Origin of the sequence: Pseudomonas sp. R11-23-07, assembly GCF_003852295.1 — a bacterium.
Classification (GTDB): Bacteria; Pseudomonadota; Gammaproteobacteria; order Pseudomonadales; family Pseudomonadaceae; genus Aquipseudomonas.
Window position 1 is genome coordinate 922,702 of record NZ_CP027761.1, and the last position, 14,703, is coordinate 937,404.

Annotated in this window: 16 protein-coding genes and 4 tRNA genes; 11 read left to right on the forward strand and 9 right to left on the reverse strand. The window is 60.6% G+C overall.

Going from position 1 to position 14,703, the window contains the following annotated elements:
• Window positions 1–5: 5 nt before the first annotated feature.
• Together C4J84_RS03975 and thiO are read left to right on the forward strand one after the other, a co-directional pair.
• Complete coding sequence (locus C4J84_RS03975) at window positions 6–407, forward strand: type IV pilin protein (protein ID WP_124369539.1); 402 nt, start codon at window positions 6–8, stop codon at window positions 405–407.
• Window positions 408–469: 62 nt separating this feature from the next.
• Window positions 470–1,579: a glycine oxidase ThiO gene (thiO, locus tag C4J84_RS03980; RefSeq protein ID WP_124369540.1), complete on the forward strand. Its 1,110-nt coding sequence runs from the start codon at window positions 470–472 to the stop codon at window positions 1,577–1,579.
• On the opposite strand, the gene C4J84_RS03985 is transcribed toward thiO, so the two are convergent.
• Both C4J84_RS03985 and C4J84_RS03990 read right to left on the reverse strand, forming a co-directional pair.
• Window positions 1,566–1,799 (reverse strand): PP0621 family protein, encoded by a 234-nt coding sequence (locus tag C4J84_RS03985; protein WP_124369541.1) that lies wholly within the window; start codon window positions 1,797–1,799, stop codon window positions 1,566–1,568. The two genes, thiO and C4J84_RS03985, sit on opposite strands and share 14 nt — an antisense overlap.
• A 126-nt stretch (window positions 1,800–1,925) precedes the next feature.
• Complete coding sequence (locus C4J84_RS03990; protein ID WP_124369542.1) at window positions 1,926–2,951, reverse strand: outer membrane protein assembly factor BamD; 1,026 nt, start codon at window positions 2,949–2,951, stop codon at window positions 1,926–1,928.
• Window positions 2,952–3,100: 149 nt separating this feature from the next.
• Between C4J84_RS03990 and rluD the strand changes: the two genes are divergently transcribed.
• From rluD to C4J84_RS04025, 7 genes are all read left to right on the forward strand, one after another.
• Window positions 3,101–4,063 (forward strand): 23S rRNA pseudouridine(1911/1915/1917) synthase RluD, encoded by a 963-nt coding sequence (gene rluD, locus C4J84_RS03995; protein WP_016976299.1) that lies wholly within the window; start codon window positions 3,101–3,103, stop codon window positions 4,061–4,063.
• Window positions 4,060–4,785: a peptidoglycan editing factor PgeF gene (gene pgeF / locus C4J84_RS04000; protein WP_124369543.1), complete on the forward strand. Its 726-nt coding sequence runs from the start codon at window positions 4,060–4,062 to the stop codon at window positions 4,783–4,785. Before rluD ends, pgeF begins: the two co-directional genes overlap by 4 nt.
• A gap of 131 nt (window positions 4,786–4,916) precedes the next feature.
• On the forward strand, window positions 4,917–7,481 hold the full coding sequence (gene clpB / locus C4J84_RS04005) for an ATP-dependent chaperone ClpB (RefSeq protein WP_124361235.1): 2,565 nt from the start codon (window positions 4,917–4,919) through the stop codon (window positions 7,479–7,481).
• 303 nt (window positions 7,482–7,784) lie between these two features.
• Window positions 7,785–7,860: transfer RNA gene (locus tag C4J84_RS04010), tRNA-Asn, on the forward strand.
• Window positions 7,861–7,869: 9 nt separating this feature from the next.
• Window positions 7,870–7,946, forward strand: a tRNA-Pro gene (locus C4J84_RS04015).
• Window positions 7,947–7,951: 5 nt separating this feature from the next.
• Window positions 7,952–8,027, forward strand: a tRNA-Lys gene (locus C4J84_RS04020).
• 94 nt (window positions 8,028–8,121) lie between these two features.
• Window positions 8,122–8,198, forward strand: a tRNA-Pro gene (locus tag C4J84_RS04025).
• 179 nt (window positions 8,199–8,377) lie between these two features.
• Here C4J84_RS04025 and C4J84_RS04030 read toward each other — a convergent pair.
• Genes C4J84_RS04030 through C4J84_RS04040 form a run of 3 tightly spaced genes read right to left on the reverse strand, consistent with a single transcriptional unit; the run spans window position 8,378 to window position 10,593 of the window.
• Complete coding sequence (locus C4J84_RS04030) at window positions 8,378–9,676, reverse strand: NAD(P)/FAD-dependent oxidoreductase (RefSeq protein WP_124369614.1); 1,299 nt, start codon at window positions 9,674–9,676, stop codon at window positions 8,378–8,380.
• A 60-nt stretch (window positions 9,677–9,736) separates the two neighbouring features.
• Window positions 9,737–9,910 (reverse strand): DUF3094 family protein, encoded by a 174-nt coding sequence (locus C4J84_RS04035; protein ID WP_044286631.1) that lies wholly within the window; start codon window positions 9,908–9,910, stop codon window positions 9,737–9,739.
• Between the two features lie 53 nt (window positions 9,911–9,963).
• Window positions 9,964–10,593 (reverse strand): DUF1780 domain-containing protein, encoded by a 630-nt coding sequence (locus C4J84_RS04040; protein ID WP_083360208.1) that lies wholly within the window; start codon window positions 10,591–10,593, stop codon window positions 9,964–9,966.
• 200 nt (window positions 10,594–10,793) lie between these two features.
• On the opposite strand from C4J84_RS04040, the gene C4J84_RS04045 reads away from it, so the two are divergent.
• Both C4J84_RS04045 and C4J84_RS04050 read left to right on the forward strand, forming a co-directional pair.
• Window positions 10,794–11,483 carry an energy-coupling factor ABC transporter permease gene (locus C4J84_RS04045; protein WP_124369616.1) on the forward strand — a complete coding sequence of 230 codons (690 nt, stop codon included), beginning with the start codon at window positions 10,794–10,796 and terminating at the stop codon, window positions 11,481–11,483.
• 63 nt (window positions 11,484–11,546) lie between these two features.
• Window positions 11,547–11,762: a hypothetical protein gene (locus C4J84_RS04050; protein WP_124361242.1), complete on the forward strand. Its 216-nt coding sequence runs from the start codon at window positions 11,547–11,549 to the stop codon at window positions 11,760–11,762.
• Here C4J84_RS04050 and yacG read toward each other — a convergent pair.
• Genes yacG through C4J84_RS04070 form a run of 4 tightly spaced genes read right to left on the reverse strand, consistent with a single transcriptional unit; the run spans window position 11,759 to window position 14,647 of the window.
• Window positions 11,759–11,959, reverse strand: coding sequence for a DNA gyrase inhibitor YacG (gene yacG, locus C4J84_RS04055; protein WP_065887991.1), 201 nt, complete (start codon window positions 11,957–11,959; stop codon window positions 11,759–11,761). The two genes, C4J84_RS04050 and yacG, sit on opposite strands and share 4 nt — an antisense overlap.
• Window positions 11,956–12,579, reverse strand: coding sequence for a dephospho-CoA kinase (gene coaE / locus C4J84_RS04060; protein ID WP_124403049.1), 624 nt, complete (start codon window positions 12,577–12,579; stop codon window positions 11,956–11,958). Before coaE ends, yacG begins: the two co-directional genes overlap by 4 nt.
• Window positions 12,576–13,442: an A24 family peptidase gene (locus C4J84_RS04065; RefSeq protein ID WP_124434945.1), complete on the reverse strand. Its 867-nt coding sequence runs from the start codon at window positions 13,440–13,442 to the stop codon at window positions 12,576–12,578. The genes coaE and C4J84_RS04065 overlap by 4 nt, the downstream gene beginning before the upstream one ends.
• Window positions 13,439–14,647: a type II secretion system F family protein gene (locus C4J84_RS04070; protein WP_124434946.1), complete on the reverse strand. Its 1,209-nt coding sequence runs from the start codon at window positions 14,645–14,647 to the stop codon at window positions 13,439–13,441. Before C4J84_RS04070 ends, C4J84_RS04065 begins: the two co-directional genes overlap by 4 nt.
• Window positions 14,648–14,703 lie beyond the last annotated feature (56 nt).

Consider the following 14,703-nt stretch of genomic DNA (forward strand, 5'->3'; position numbering starts at 1 on the left):
ATCGAATGGGCATGGATAGCCAGGGCTTTACCCTGATCGAATTATTGATCGCCGTGGCGATCATTGCGTTGCTGGGCGGGATCGCTTACCCCGCATATACCGTCCAGGTGAAAAAGGTCCACCGGGTGCAGATCGTCGCGCTGCTGGCCGAGCAAGCTCAGTACCTGGAGCGTTTTTACACGCGCAACGGCACTTATATTGATGCAAGCGGCGTCAGTACAGGCAACGATCACTATAGAATCAGCTCAGTCTTGAACCCTCAGGACTTTGCCTTGCTGGCCACGCCTGCCACGGGCTCTGTCATGGCGGACGACGCCTGTGGCCGGTTCAGCTTGACCAGCACCGGCATGCGGAGCAATCCGGGAGCGCCGCCAGAGATGTCGCTCAAGGCATGCTGGGGGCAGTGATGAGAGTACTGGATGAATGGGCGCCGGGCGCGCTTTTCCCTTTTTATCGGCTGGATCAAATGATGGCTAAGCAACAGCGAGTAGTGATTGTCGGCGGCGGAGTGATTGGCTTGTTGACGGCATACAACCTGGCGAACCGGGGGCTGGCGGTCATATTGCTGGAGCGCGCCGGGCTTGGGCAGGAATCATCCTGGGCCGGCGGCGGAATTGTTTCGCCGTTGTACCCGTGGCGCTATAGCCCGGCGGTGACTGCCTTGGCCCACTGGTCCCAGGATTTCTACCCGCAGCTGGCGCAACGGCTGTTCGCCGCGACCGGGGTTGATCCTGAGGTTCATACCACGGGCCTGTATTGGCTCGACCTGGATGACGAAGCCGAGGCTCTGGCCTGGGCTGCGCGTGAAGGCCGGCCCTTGAGCAAAGTGGACGTGTCGGCCGCCCATGACGCGGTCCCGGTGCTGGGCGGCGGTTATTCGCGGGCGATCTACATGGCCGACGTGGCCAATGTGCGCAATCCGCGCCTGGTCAAATCACTCAAGGCGGCGTTGTCGGCGCTGCCCGGTGTGACGATTCACGAGCAGTGCGAGGTCGCTGGATTTATCGTGGAAGGCGGCACTGTGGTGGGCGTGAATACGTCTGCTGGCGCCATCACGGGTGATCAGGTGGTGCTTGCGGCCGGTGCCTGGAGCGGGGCGTTGCTGGGAAAACTGGGCTTGGCGCTGCCCGTGGAGCCGGTAAAGGGCCAGATGATCCTCTACAAATGCGCGCCTGATTTTTTATCGAGTATGGTCCTGGCCAAAGGACGCTATGCGATCCCGCGACGGGATGGGCACATTCTGATTGGCAGCACCCTGGAGCATGAGGGGTTCGATAAAACGCCGACCGAAACCGCACTCGAAAGTCTCAAGGCTTCTGCGGTGGAACTGCTTCCCGCCCTGGCGGACGCCGAGGTGGTGGGGCATTGGGCGGGGTTGCGGCCCGGCTCGCCGGAAGGCATCCCTTATATCGGCGAGGTGCCCGGCTTCAAAGGCCTGTGGCTCAATTGCGGGCACTACCGCAACGGCCTGGTGCTTGCCCCGGCGTCCTGCCAGTTGTTTGCCGACTTGTTGCTGGGGCAGGCACCGATCATCGACCCGGCACCTTACGCGCCCGCCGGTCGACTTAACGCTGGATAGACTTCGGCCCTTGCTGCAGGTGCGCCTGGGTGCAATACCATTGCTGGCCCGAGCTCAGCGCACGATCCTGCGGCACATGCACGCCGCAATGGGCGCAACGCACCATCAGTGCGGCATTGGGTTCGCCGGTACGGGATTGGCCGGCCGCAGGGCTTTTAAATTTGCGCCAGAGCCATACCGCAGCGGCAATGACGGCGATCCAGAACAATAGACGGAGCATGATGGGCAGTTTCTCAATGAGGAATGCGCCAGTTTAGCCAAGGTCGCCATGGGCGCACAGCGCAATAAATACTCGCCCATGAAAAAGGGAGCTCCTGAGAGCTCCCTTTTGCGTTGCGTCGAACGGTCAGTCGAACACACCGAAGGTCATGTAGCTGAACCACGAGCGGTCCTGGTTGTTGCCCAGGGCTTGCGGCTCTTCCTCTTCGATCACGTCGCCGTTCTCGTCGTGCGGCTTGAGATCCGAAGGAATCGCGTCCTTGGCGTCCTGGTACTGCTTGATCACGTCCTGGTTGGCGCGTGTTTCACCCGGTGGCAGCGGTGGACGGGACTCGATCAGGCCCAGGGTGTACTTGCTCAGCCACGAACGGTTGTCGGCTTCGTCAACCTGAGGCACGAACTGGCCGTCTTTCAGGCTTGGGTGGTCCGGGTAGTTGAGCTTGAGGGTTTCCAGGCTGGTGCCTGCCAGTTCGTCCAGGTGCAGGCGCTGGTAAGCCTCGGTCATCACGGCCAGGCCGTCACCCACCGAAGGGGTTTCCTGGAAGTTCTCCACCACGTAGCGGCCACGGTTGGCGGCGGCCACGTACGCCTGACGGGTCAGGTAGTAGTGGGCCACGTGGATCTCGTAGGAAGCCAGCAGGTTGCGCAGGTAGATCATGCGCTGCTTGGCGTCCGGCGCGTAGCGGCTGTTCGGGTAGCGGCTGGTCAGCTGGGCGAACTCGTTGTAGGAGTCGCGGGCAGCGCCCGGGTCACGCTTGGTCATGTCCAGCGGCAGGAAGCGCGCCAGCAGGCCGACGTCCTGGTCGAACGAGGTCAGGCCCTTCATGTAGTAGGCGTAGTCCACGTTCGGATGCTGCGGGTGCAGGCGGATAAAACGCTCGGCAGCGGACTTGGCTGCTTCCGGCTCGGCGTTTTTATAGTTGGCGTAGATCAGCTCGAGCTGGGCCTGGTCGGCATAGCGTCCGAACGGATAGCGCGACTCCAGGGCCTTCAGCTTCGCTGTGGCGCTGGTGTAGCTATTATTGTCCAGGTCTGTCTGAGCTTGCTGGTACAGCTCGACTTCGCTCAGGTTTTCGTCGACGACCTCCTTGGTTGACGAGCAAGCAGCAGTCATGGCGAGGATGGCGATCAGCAGCAGGTGTTTCACTTGCATGGCGGCTTGCGTCCCTATGACGGCCGCTGTCTTGGGCGGGGCCGTCCTGTTATGATGAGCGCCCCGTTGAAAGCCTCGGGGCAAAAGACGCCGTATTTAACCACAAGCGCGCAGCCGAAACCAAAGGCTGTGCCACGCCTAGTCTGAGCATGTCCGATAAAATTGAACTTCGCGCAGAGGTGCCGTCCGAATTGGGCGGCCAACGCCTCGATCAAGTCGCCGCACAATTATTCGCTGAGCACTCGCGCTCGCGCCTTTCCGCCTGGATCAAAGACGGCCGCCTGACTGTGGATGGAGCGGTTATCCGCCCGCGAGACATAGTGCATGGCGGTGCGATTCTTGAGCTAACTGCCGAGCAGGAAGCCCAGGGAGAATGGGTCGCCCAGGACATCGAGCTGGATATCGTCTATGAAGACGACGACATCCTGGTCATCAACAAACCCGCAGGCCTGGTGGTTCACCCGGCTGCCGGGCACGCTGATGGCACCTTGCTCAATGCCCTGTTGCACCACGTACCGGACATCATCAATGTGCCGCGCTGCGGCATCGTGCACCGTCTGGACAAGGACACCACCGGCCTGATGGTGGTGGCCAAGACCATTCAGGCGCAGACGCAACTGGTTACTCAATTGCAGAGTCGCAGCGTCAGCCGGATCTACGAGTGCATCGTGATCGGCGTCGTGGTGGCCGGGGGCAAGATCAACGCCCCAATCGGTCGTCACGGCCAGCAGCGCCAGCGCATGGCGGTGATGGAGGGCGGCAAGCAGGCCGTCAGCCACTATCGCGTGCTGGAGCGTTTCCGTTCCCACACGCACGTGCGGGTCAAGCTGGAAACCGGTCGTACCCACCAGATCCGCGTGCACATGGCCCACATCAACTTCCCGTTGGTCGGCGATCCGGCCTACGGTGGTCGCTTCCGTATTCCGCCGGCGGCCAGCCAGACCATGGTTGAATCGCTCAAGACGTTCCCGCGCCAGGCGCTGCATGCACGCTTCCTGGAACTGGATCATCCGACGAGCGGTAAGCGCATGAGCTGGGAATCGCCGCTTCCAGATGATCTGGTCTGGTTGTTGTCGCTGCTCAAGCAGGATCGCGAGGCGTTTATCGGATGAGTGACTGGCTGATTCCTGACTGGCCCGCGCCGTCTCAGGTCAAAGCCCGCGTCACTACCCGTGCGGGCGGCGTCAGTGTGGCGCCGTTCGACAGCCTCAACCTGGGCGATCACGTCGAGGACAGCCTTGAGGCGGTCCTGGAAAATCGTCGCCGTCTTACCGATGCCTTCGGTATCCAGCCGGCTTGGTTGCGCCAAGTCCACGGGACCACTGTGGTCGAGGCCGACCCGGGCCGTATCGCCGAAGCGGATGGCAGTTGGACCAGCACACCCGGTATCGCCTGCACCGCGATGACGGCTGATTGCCTGCCTGCATTGTTCTGCAATCGAGCGGGCACCCGAGTAGCGGCGGCGCATGCCGGTTGGCGTGGGCTCGCGGCCGGGGTGCTGGAGGCAGCCTTCGACAGCCTGGGTTGCGACCCCGCCGACGTGCTGGTCTGGCTCGGCCCGGCCATTGGTCCGCAGGCCTTTGAGGTCGGCCCCGAGGTGCGTGAAGCCTTCATGCAACAACTGCCCGTGACTGCCCGAGCCTTCGTGCCCAGCCGTAATCCCGGCAAGTTCATGGCCGATATCTATCAGCTTGCTCGTCTGCGCCTCGCTGCGCGGGGCATTAGCGCTGTGTATGGTGGCGGTTTGTGCACCGTGACCGACCCGCGCTTCTTTTCCTATCGCCGCAGCCCACGCACGGGCCGATTCGCCTCCCTTATCTGGCTCGAACGCTAGACTGTCCTGATCTGTATCAACCATCCGCTGCTTGAATCCCCCAGAATCCACCCCATCTATAGGGGTATCTGGCAGGTTTCTTCATTCAGGATGTTTCTACAGCTCCGGCCTGCTCAAAAGGAAGGTGACTTATGCGTATTGATCGTTTAACCAGCAAATTGCAGTTGGCCTTATCGGACTCCCAATCCCTGGCGGTCGGTCTCGACCACCCGGCAATTGAACCTGCGCACTTGATGCAGGCGCTCCTGGAGCAACAAGGTGGTTCTATCAAGCCCTTGTTGATGCAGGTGGGCTTTGACATTAACAGCCTGCGCAAGGAGTTGAGCAAAGAGCTCGACCAACTGCCGAAAATCCAGAATCCTACCGGCGACGTGAATATGTCCCAGGACCTGGCGCGCCTGCTGAACCAGGCTGACCGCCTGGCCCAACAGAAAGGTGACCAGTTCATCTCCAGCGAGCTCGTGCTGCTCGCCGCCATGGACGACAACAGCAAGCTCGGCAAATTGTTGCTGGGCCAGGGTGTGAGCAAGAAAGCCCTGGAAAACGCCATCAACAATCTGCGCGGCGGCGAGGCGGTGAATGACCCCAACCACGAGGAGTCGCGCCAAGCCCTGGATAAATACACCGTTGACCTGACCAAGCGCGCCGAAGAGGGCAAGCTTGACCCGGTCATCGGCCGTGACGACGAAATTCGGCGCACCATCCAGGTGCTGCAACGCCGTACCAAGAACAACCCCGTGCTGATCGGTGAGCCTGGCGTGGGTAAAACCGCCATCGCCGAGGGCCTGGCCCAGCGCATCATCAATGGCGAAGTGCCGGACGGCCTGAAAGGCAAGCGCCTGCTGTCCCTGGACATGGGCTCGCTGATCGCCGGCGCCAAGTTCCGTGGCGAGTTCGAAGAACGCCTCAAATCCCTGCTCAATGAATTGTCCAAGCAGGAAGGGCAGATCATTCTGTTTATCGACGAACTGCACACCATGGTCGGCGCCGGTAAGGGCGAGGGCTCCATGGATGCCGGCAATATGCTCAAGCCTGCCCTGGCGCGAGGCGAGTTGCATTGCGTCGGTGCCACCACGCTCAACGAATACCGTCAGTACATTGAAAAAGACGCGGCGCTGGAGCGGCGTTTCCAGAAAGTGCTGGTGGAAGAACCCAGCGAAGAGGACACCATCGCCATCCTGCGTGGCCTGAAAGAGCGCTATGAGGTTCACCATAAAGTCGCGATCACCGACGGCGCGATCATTGCGGCGGCCAAGTTGAGCCATCGCTATATCACCGATCGTCAATTGCCCGACAAGGCCATCGATTTAATCGACGAAGCGGCCAGCCGGATTCGCATGGAGATCGACTCCAAGCCGGAAGTGCTCGACCGTCTGGATCGCCGCCTGATTCAACTGAAAGTCGAATCCCAGGCGCTGAAGAAAGAAGAGGATGAGGCGGCGAAGAAACGTCTGGAAAAACTCCAGGAAGAAATCGTCCGCCTGGAGCGGGAGTATTCGGACCTCGAAGAAATCTGGACCTCGGAAAAAGCCGAAGTGCAGGGTTCGGCGCAGATCCAGCAGAAGATCGAGCAGTCGCGCCAGGAGCTGGAAGCCGCGCGCCGCAAGGGCGACCTGAACCGCATGGCCGAGTTGCAGTACGGGGTGATCCCGGACCTGGAACGCAGCCTGCAGATGGTCGACCAGCACGGGCACAGTGAGAACCAGTTGCTGCGCAGCAAGGTGACCGAGGAAGAAATAGCCGAGGTGGTCTCCAAGTGGACCGGCATTCCTGTGTCGAAAATGCTTGAGGGCGAACGCGACAAGCTGCTGAAGATGGAAAGCCTGTTGCACCAGCGCGTTATTGGCCAGGAAGAGGCCGTGGTGGCGGTGTCCAATGCGGTGCGGCGTACCCGCGCCGGGTTGTCCGACCCGAATCGCCCAAGTGGTTCGTTCATGTTCCTCGGCCCGACCGGCGTGGGTAAGACCGAGCTGTGCAAGGCCTTGGCCGAATTCCTCTTCGATACTGAAGAGGCGATGGTGCGCATCGACATGTCCGAGTTCATGGAGAAACACTCGGTGGCGCGCCTGATCGGCGCCCCACCAGGCTATGTGGGCTACGAGGAGGGCGGTTACCTGACCGAGGCCGTGCGGCGTAAGCCTTACTCGGTGATCTTGCTGGACGAGGTCGAGAAGGCGCACCCGGATGTGTTCAACATCCTGTTGCAAGTGCTCGAGGACGGCCGCCTGACCGACAGCCACGGCCGTACAGTGGATTTCCGCAACACGGTGATTGTGATGACCTCTAACCTGGGCTCGGCGCAGATCCAGGAGTTGGTGGGCGATCGCGAGGCCCAGCGGGCAGCGGTGATGGATGCGCTGACCTCGCACTTCCGCCCGGAATTTATCAACAGGGTGGATGAAGTGGTGATCTTCGAGCCTTTGGCCCGGGATCAGATTGCGGGTATCACCGAGATCCAGTTGGGACGCCTGCGTGCACGCCTGGCCGAGCGCGAACTGGCGCTGGAGCTGAGCAGCGAGGCGTTGGACAAGCTGATCGCGGTGGGTTACGACCCGGTGTATGGCGCACGGCCGTTGAAGCGTGCGATCCAGCGCTGGATCGAAAACCCGCTGGCACAGCTGATCCTGTCGGGCAGCTTTATGCCCGGCACTCCCGTCAAGGCGACGGTGGAGAACGACGAAATCGTCTTCCATTAAGCCCGGCAGCCAGTGCTAAAAGAGGAGGCCCCGCATTGCGGGGCCTTTTTTTTCGATAGGGCGTTGAACTGTAAGGCAAAGGCTTGTAAAGTGCGCCCCGCAGCAACGTCAGCCCACGGGTTTCTTCTCCCCAAGAAGAAATCAGAAAGAAGCGCAAATCATTGTCTTAAAAGCAATTTAAAGGGTTGACAGGGGTTTTTAAGATTGTAGAATAGCGCGCCTCAGAGACGCTAACGTAGCGATACGGACAGGGTCGAAGAGAAGGTAGTACCGCAGTAAAAGTTGCACTTTGAAATATGTAGTTCCGTGATAGCTCAGTCGGTAGAGCAAATGACTGTTAATCATTGGGTCCCAGGTTCGAGTCCTGGTCACGGAGCCAATTTCAAACCGGGGTATAGCGCAGTCCGGTAGCGCGCCTGCTTTGGGAGCAGGATGTCGGGAGTTCGAATCCCCCTACCCCGACCATATTTGGGTCGTTAGCTCAGTTGGTAGAGCAGTTGGCTTTTAACCAATTGGTCGTAGGTTCGAATCCCACACGACCCACCATTTTTGAGACCAGTTAACGCTGGAATCAGATCTTAAGATCAGAGGCCAAAAGCACTGATCGAAGAAGGCGACTGAAAGGTCGCCTTTTTATTACCGGGGTATAGCGCAGTCCGGTAGCGCGCCTGCTTTGGGAGCAGGATGTCGGGAGTTCGAATCCCCCTACCCCGACCATATTAAAAATCCTCGTATCGAAAGATACGGGGATTTTTTTTGTCTGCGCAAAACTCGGTAAAACAGTGGAGATTAAATGTGGGAGAGGGCTTGCCCCCGATAGCAGTGTGTCAGTCAGTCATTACTTAACTGACCCACCGCAATCGGGGGCAAGCCCCCTCCCACATGGTTTTATGTTGTTAGTGCAGTTTGAGTCGCGGCTCAGTCCCCCGACCGATCTTGCTGCCCAGCATCAGCATCGCCGTGCGGAAAAAGCCATACAGCGCCATCTGGTGCATACGGTACAGCGACACGTAGAACATCCGCGCCAACCAACCCTCCAGCATCACACTGCCGGTCAGGTTGCCCATCAAGTTGCCCACCGCGGAAAAGCGCGACAGCGAGATCAGCGAGCCGTAGTCGGTGTACTTGTAGGCCGGCAGCGCCTTGCCTTCAATCCGCAGCTTCAGCGACTTGGCGAGCAAAGAGGCCTGCTGGTGAGCGGCCTGCGCGCGCGGCGGCACATTACGGTCGGTGCCCGGCTGTGGGCAGGCGGCGCAATCGCCAAAGGCAAAGATGTTTTCGTCGCGGGTGGTCTGCAACGTCGGCAGCACCTGCAGTTGGTTGATGCGGTTGGTCTCCAGGCCATCGAGGTCCTTGAGAAAGCCCGGTGCGCGAATCCCGGCGGCCCACACTTTGAGGCTGGCCGGGATCACTTGGCCGCTGCTGGTGATCAGCGCGTCGGCGGTCACTTCGCTGACGGCCGAGTTGGTCAGCACGGTCACCCCAAGTTTTTCCAGGGTTTTATGCACAGGCCCGCCAATCCGCTCCGGCAGCGCGGGCAATACCCGAGGGCCGGCTTCGATCAGGGTGATGTGCATGTTTTCCGGCTTGATACGGTCCAGGCCGTACGCTGCCAGCTCATGGGCTGCGTTATGCAGTTCGGCGGCCAGTTCGACGCCGGTGGCGCCGGCGCCGACGATGGCGACGCTGATCTGTTCAACGGTGTCGGTTTGCCCGGCGTGGGCGCGCAGGTAATGGTTGAGCAACCGCTGATGGAAGCGCTCGGCCTGCTTGCGGGTGTCGAGGAACAGGCAATGCTGCGCCGCGCCCTCGGTGCCGAAATCGTTAGTGGTGCTGCCCACGGCAATCACCAGGCTGTCGTAGCTCAGTACGCGCGCAGGTACCAGCTCCCGGCCCTCTTCGTCGAGGGTGGCGGCCAGTTGGATTTTCTTCTGTTCACGGTCAAGCCCGCTCATACGCCCCAGCTGGAACTCGAAGTGGTTCCATTTCGCCTGGGCGACGTAATTGAGTTCGTCTTCCGAAGAGTTCAGCGAGCCGGCCGCGACTTCATGCAGCAGCGGTTTCCAGATATGCGTCAGGTTGGCGTCCACCAGCGTGATGCTGGCTTTGCCGCGTTTGCCCAGAGTCTTACCCAGGCGGGTCGCTAGCTCCAGGCCGCCGGCACCGCCGCCGACGACAATAATACGATGGGTCATGGGGATATCTCGCAAGGCTAAAAGAAATCGGAGCAGTTACCCCCGCGAGCGCCAGGCAGCTCATAGCGTCAGGTAACTCAAAAGGCGGCTCAGCAAACCGAGCCCGATCACCACCACCAGCACCACACCAAGGAGCAGCCACGGCCTGAAAGGCTTGCGCTCGACTCTGTGCTGGGAGAGTTGCAGGTACTCTTCGACATGCTGTTGGTCATCGGGGTTCAGGCGGCTGGTCATAAAGGCCTCGTCAGGTAGACGTTGCAAAAGGGCGCCACGTTACAGCCGGGGCATCAAAGGCTGATGCCCACATCGAACACTATGCTGCGGCCCAGGTTGTTGCGCAAGAAATCCGGCGCGTCCGGATGTGCGAACAGTACCCGCGCAAAGGTTGGCCCCACCAGCGACAGCGAGCGCCAGCCCTGGCGCAGATATTCGGTGGGTGGTGGGAAGTGGCTGTTGAGGTCCAGCACTTCGCGCTTGAGGCTGGTGAAGGCGATGAGGTCCAGTTCCCCCAGGTCCATTCCGCGTTCTTTGTAGTTATGCGCTTTTTTGCGCAGGGTCGGGGCCAGGCGCAGCAGGAACTCGTGGGCAGGGATGCGCCTTGGCTTGGCTTCGCGGCGCACCAGTTGGCTCAAGGAAAAGGCGCTGCGTCGGCGCAGCAATTCGTCGCGCCATTCGTCGTTCAGCCGGCGGCCTTCGTCCAATACAAAGAACACCTCGAAACTGGCGTCGCGAAACAGCACGTCCGGCGGTTCCTGGCCGGCGGCGTGGAACTCCTCGGCGCGATAGGGCACGTTCAAGCCTTGCAGCAGGCGCTGACAGACCCAACGCTCACGCTCCCATTTGCGGGCATTGGACAGGAACGCGTTGGCTTGTTCGGCTGCTACGGTGAGCAGGCGCAAATAATCTGAGTCATCCATAGGCGTAGCTTAGCGTTCAAATGATGACCGCAGGAAGACTCGTTGCGGGCCCAGCGTTGCTCAGCCTTACAGCTGGCTACCCTATAACCTGGCGATGTAATCTGACCATCCGGCAGCGACTCCGCATTCGAGGCGTTCATGTACAGGATCAATGCGGCCAGGCCCATGACGGGCTATGAGGCGGCTAGGCAGGTGAAACGGTGATCGGCGCGGCGGTACTGACGCCGCAGACCCTTGGCATCGGCGGGCTGTTGTATGCCCCGCTGGTGCTCTGGGCGATCTGGCGTGCGCCTTGGGTCGAGTTGTTTGCTGACCGACGGCGCCAGCATTTGCTGTTCGGCACGGTGTTCGCGCTGTTCATGTTATGGCTGGTGCGGCGGGATTTCGATACGGGGGTGTCTTACCATTTTATCGGCATGACCGCCGTGACCTTGCTGCTGGACTGGCCGTTGGCGATCGTTGGTGGGTGTGCCGCGCAGTTGGGATTGATATGGCTAGGTCGTCAGGACCTCGCCGCAATCGGTGTGAACGGCCTGCTGTTGATTGGGCTACCGGTGCTGGTGACCGAAACCTGTGCGGCGCTGGTAGAGCGGGCGCAACCGCGAAACCCTTTCGTGTACATTTTCTGTTCCGGTTTTTTGGCTGCCGCCTTGTCGGCGTTGCTCTGCCTGTTGGCCGGCCTGGGGCTGCTATGGTTCGATGGACGATTTGCGATGCCGGAATGGCTGGAAGACTTCGTAGGCTACCTGTGGCTGATCATCTTTCCCGAAGCGTTTATCAACGGCATGGTGATCAGTGCCTTGGTGGTGTTCTGCCCGGACTGGCTGGAGACGTTCAACCGCACCCGCTATCTCTCGGCTCCGTGGAAGGATGACGATTCGCGGGGTTGATCCAGATCAAACACCGGATGGCCGCACGGGCCCATGCTCGTCGAAATTTCAGGAGCACGAATCATGAGTGTGTACGAATGGGCACGGCAGGAGTTGCGCAGGAGCCAGGATGCCGCACAGGAAATCGGGTTTGATCCGGGCCTGACCCTGCGCGCCATGCTCAGCGCGGTGGTGGAGCAGAGCAAGGGCGTGCGCAGCTTTGAAGACCTGGCCGACGAGTTGCAATACCTTGCGGAAAACCTCGACGACCAGCAGGAATACGCCTTTATGCGGCCTTAATGGCGCGGCGGCAGGTCTTCGGAAAACAACTCGTCTTCGGCGTCCGGGGCCACCGGGATCTTATGTTCTTCAGCAGCCCAGGCGCCCAGGTCGATGAGTTTGCAACGGTCCGAGCAGAACGGCCGGTTGAGGTTGTCGGGTTTCCATTCCACGGGGGCGCCGCAGGTTGGGCAATCGACGGTCAAGGGTTGGCTCATGATCGGCCTCCACGCAAAGTGAGATAAAAGTGATGCAGTCGCTCGACCTCGCCGTGCAGCCAGGCAAGGTCCTGGTCATTGACCAATACGTCATCGGCATGGTTCAGGCGGTCTTCGCGGCTCGACTGGGCCTTGAGAATGGCCTGCACCTGTTGCTCGCTGATGCCGTCGCGCTGCAGGGTACGCTGAATCTGCAGGGATTGCGGCACGTCGATCACCAGGATCCGTTGGGTCATGCTGTATTGACCGGACTCGATCAGCAGCGGAGAGACCAGAATCGCGTAGGGTGATCGGGCGCGCGCCAGGTGGTCGCGAATCTCTTCGGCGATCAGCGGATGCAACAAGCCTTCCAGCCAGAGGCGTTCGGCGGGTACGTCAAAAATCAATTTTCGCAACGCGGCGCGGTCCAGCTGGCCGTCCGGCTGCAGCACACCGCTGCCGAAATGTTCGGCAATGCGTGCCAGCGCCGGCCGGCCGGGCTCTACCACCCAGCGGGCGGCATGATCGGCGTCGATCAGGTCGACACCCAACTTGGTGAAGTGTTCGGCCGCAGCGCTTTTACCGCTGCCGATCCCGCCCGTAAGGCCGAGAATCCAGGGTGTTGCAACAGGAGTGGTCATCTGAAACCGACAGACTGCAAATAGAAGTCGGTTATTTGACCACCCCAGAGCAATGCAATCCAGCCGGCAATTGCCAAGCAGGGGCCAAATGGCATCGGCACCGACGCTCCGGTCTTGCGCCAGCGCATCAGCAGCACGCCGACGAACACGCCGAGCAGTGATGCCATCAACAGCGTCATCGGCAGGATTTGCCAGCCACCCCAGGCACCCAACAATGCGAGTAGCTTGAAGTCACCATGGCCCATGCCATCCTTGCCGGTGACCAGCTTGAACAGCCAGAACACGCTCCAAAGGCTCATGTAGCCAAACACCGCGCCCCACAACGCCTCGGGCAATGTCGCCAGCAGGCCCGCGCTGTTGACCATAAGCCCCAGCCATAGCAGTGGCAGCACCAATGCATCCGGCAGCAACTGGTGATCCACATCGATCAGGCTCATGCCCAGCAATCCCCAACTCAGCAACAGCGCCGCGCCCGCCTGCCAGCTGAAACCGAAGTGCCAGGCGACAGTGGCGCTGATCAGCGCGCATGCCAGTTCGGTGAAGGGGTAACGTGCGCCGATGGTTGCATGGCAATGGCTGCAACGCCCCTTGAGCATCAGGTAGCTGAGCACGGGGATGTTTTCCCAGGGGCGAATCCGCTGGTCGCAGCGCGGGCAGCACGAGCCGGGGTGCATGAGGTTATAGACCGGCCCCGCCGGTACGACGGGCAGGCCGAGAATTTCATGGGCTTGGGCGCGCCATTCCCGCTCGAGCATTTTGGGCAGGCGCCAGACCAGCACATTGAGGAAACTGCCAACGATCAGGCCCAGCAGCAGCGCCACGCCCACAAACACCCAGGGCTGCTCGCCCAGCAACGCACTCAAAATGCCGACCCTAATTGAAACACCGGCAGGTACATCGCAATCACCAATGCACCGACAATGCTCCCCAGCACGACCATGATCAGTGGTTCCATCAGGCTGGTAAGGTTATCGACGAGGGTTTCTACGTCGGCCTCGTAATGGCTCGCGACCTTGTCCAGCATGCGGTCCAGCGTGCCGGACTCTTCGCCGATTGCTGTCATCTGGATCGCCATGCCGGGAAACAGCCCGCTGGCGGCCATGGATTGATTCAGCTGCATACCTGTTGATACATCGTGGCGCATATGTTCGATTGCCTGTTTGAAAGGGCCGTTACCGACGGCGCCGGCCACTGAGCCCAGTGCCTGCACCAGGGGAACACCTGCCGCAAAGGTGGTTGAAAGCGTGCGGGCGTAGCGGGCGACGGCCGCTTTGTTCAACAGTTTGCCTGCCAGGGGGATTTTCAACAAACCCGCCTCCAGTCCGTGGCGAAAACCCGGCGAAACACGGTAGGCGTGGCGCCAGGCGCCTATTGCCACGCCCAGGCTCAGCGCCAGCATCCACCAGGCCTGTCGCAGAAAGTCGGAGAGGGCGATGACCCCCAGGGTGAAACCGGGCAACGGGCTGTCGACCCCGGCGAACAGGTTCTGGAATTGCGGCACCACATGCATCAGCAACACTGCGCTGACCAGGCTGGCCACCACCAATACGGCGAGAGGGTAGGTCATGGCTTTCTTGATTCTGGTCTTGAGCCGTTGGCTTTTTTCCAGATGAATGGCCACTCGCTCCAGCAGCGTTTCCAGGGCACCTGCCTGTTCACCGGCGGCAATCAGGTGGCAGTACAGCTCATCGAAATAACGGGGGTATTGGCGCAGCGTGCTGGCCAGGCTGTTACCGGCGGCGACGTGTTGTTTCAAACCCTCGACCAACTCGCGCAGCGCTCGGTTCTCGACGCCCTCGCGGATGATGTCGAAAGCTTGCAACAAGGGGATGCCAGCCTTCAACAGCGTCGCCAACTGGCGGGTGAACAAGGCAATGTCTGCGGGTTGAATCGGCGGAGCCAGGCTTGGCAGGCCCGACGATTTCCTGCGCACACGCTCGGGGCAGATGCCTTGCTGGCGCAGTTGCGCCTTGATCAGCGCCAGGTCATGCCCCGTGGTTTGCCCGCACACCCGGCGGCCTTTGCGGTTGATGCCTTGCCAGGTGTAGATCGTTGAGGTGTCGTTCATGTCGCCTTCGCACATGCAGGTTGAGAATTTACAGCTTAGTCAGAGGGCGGATGCAG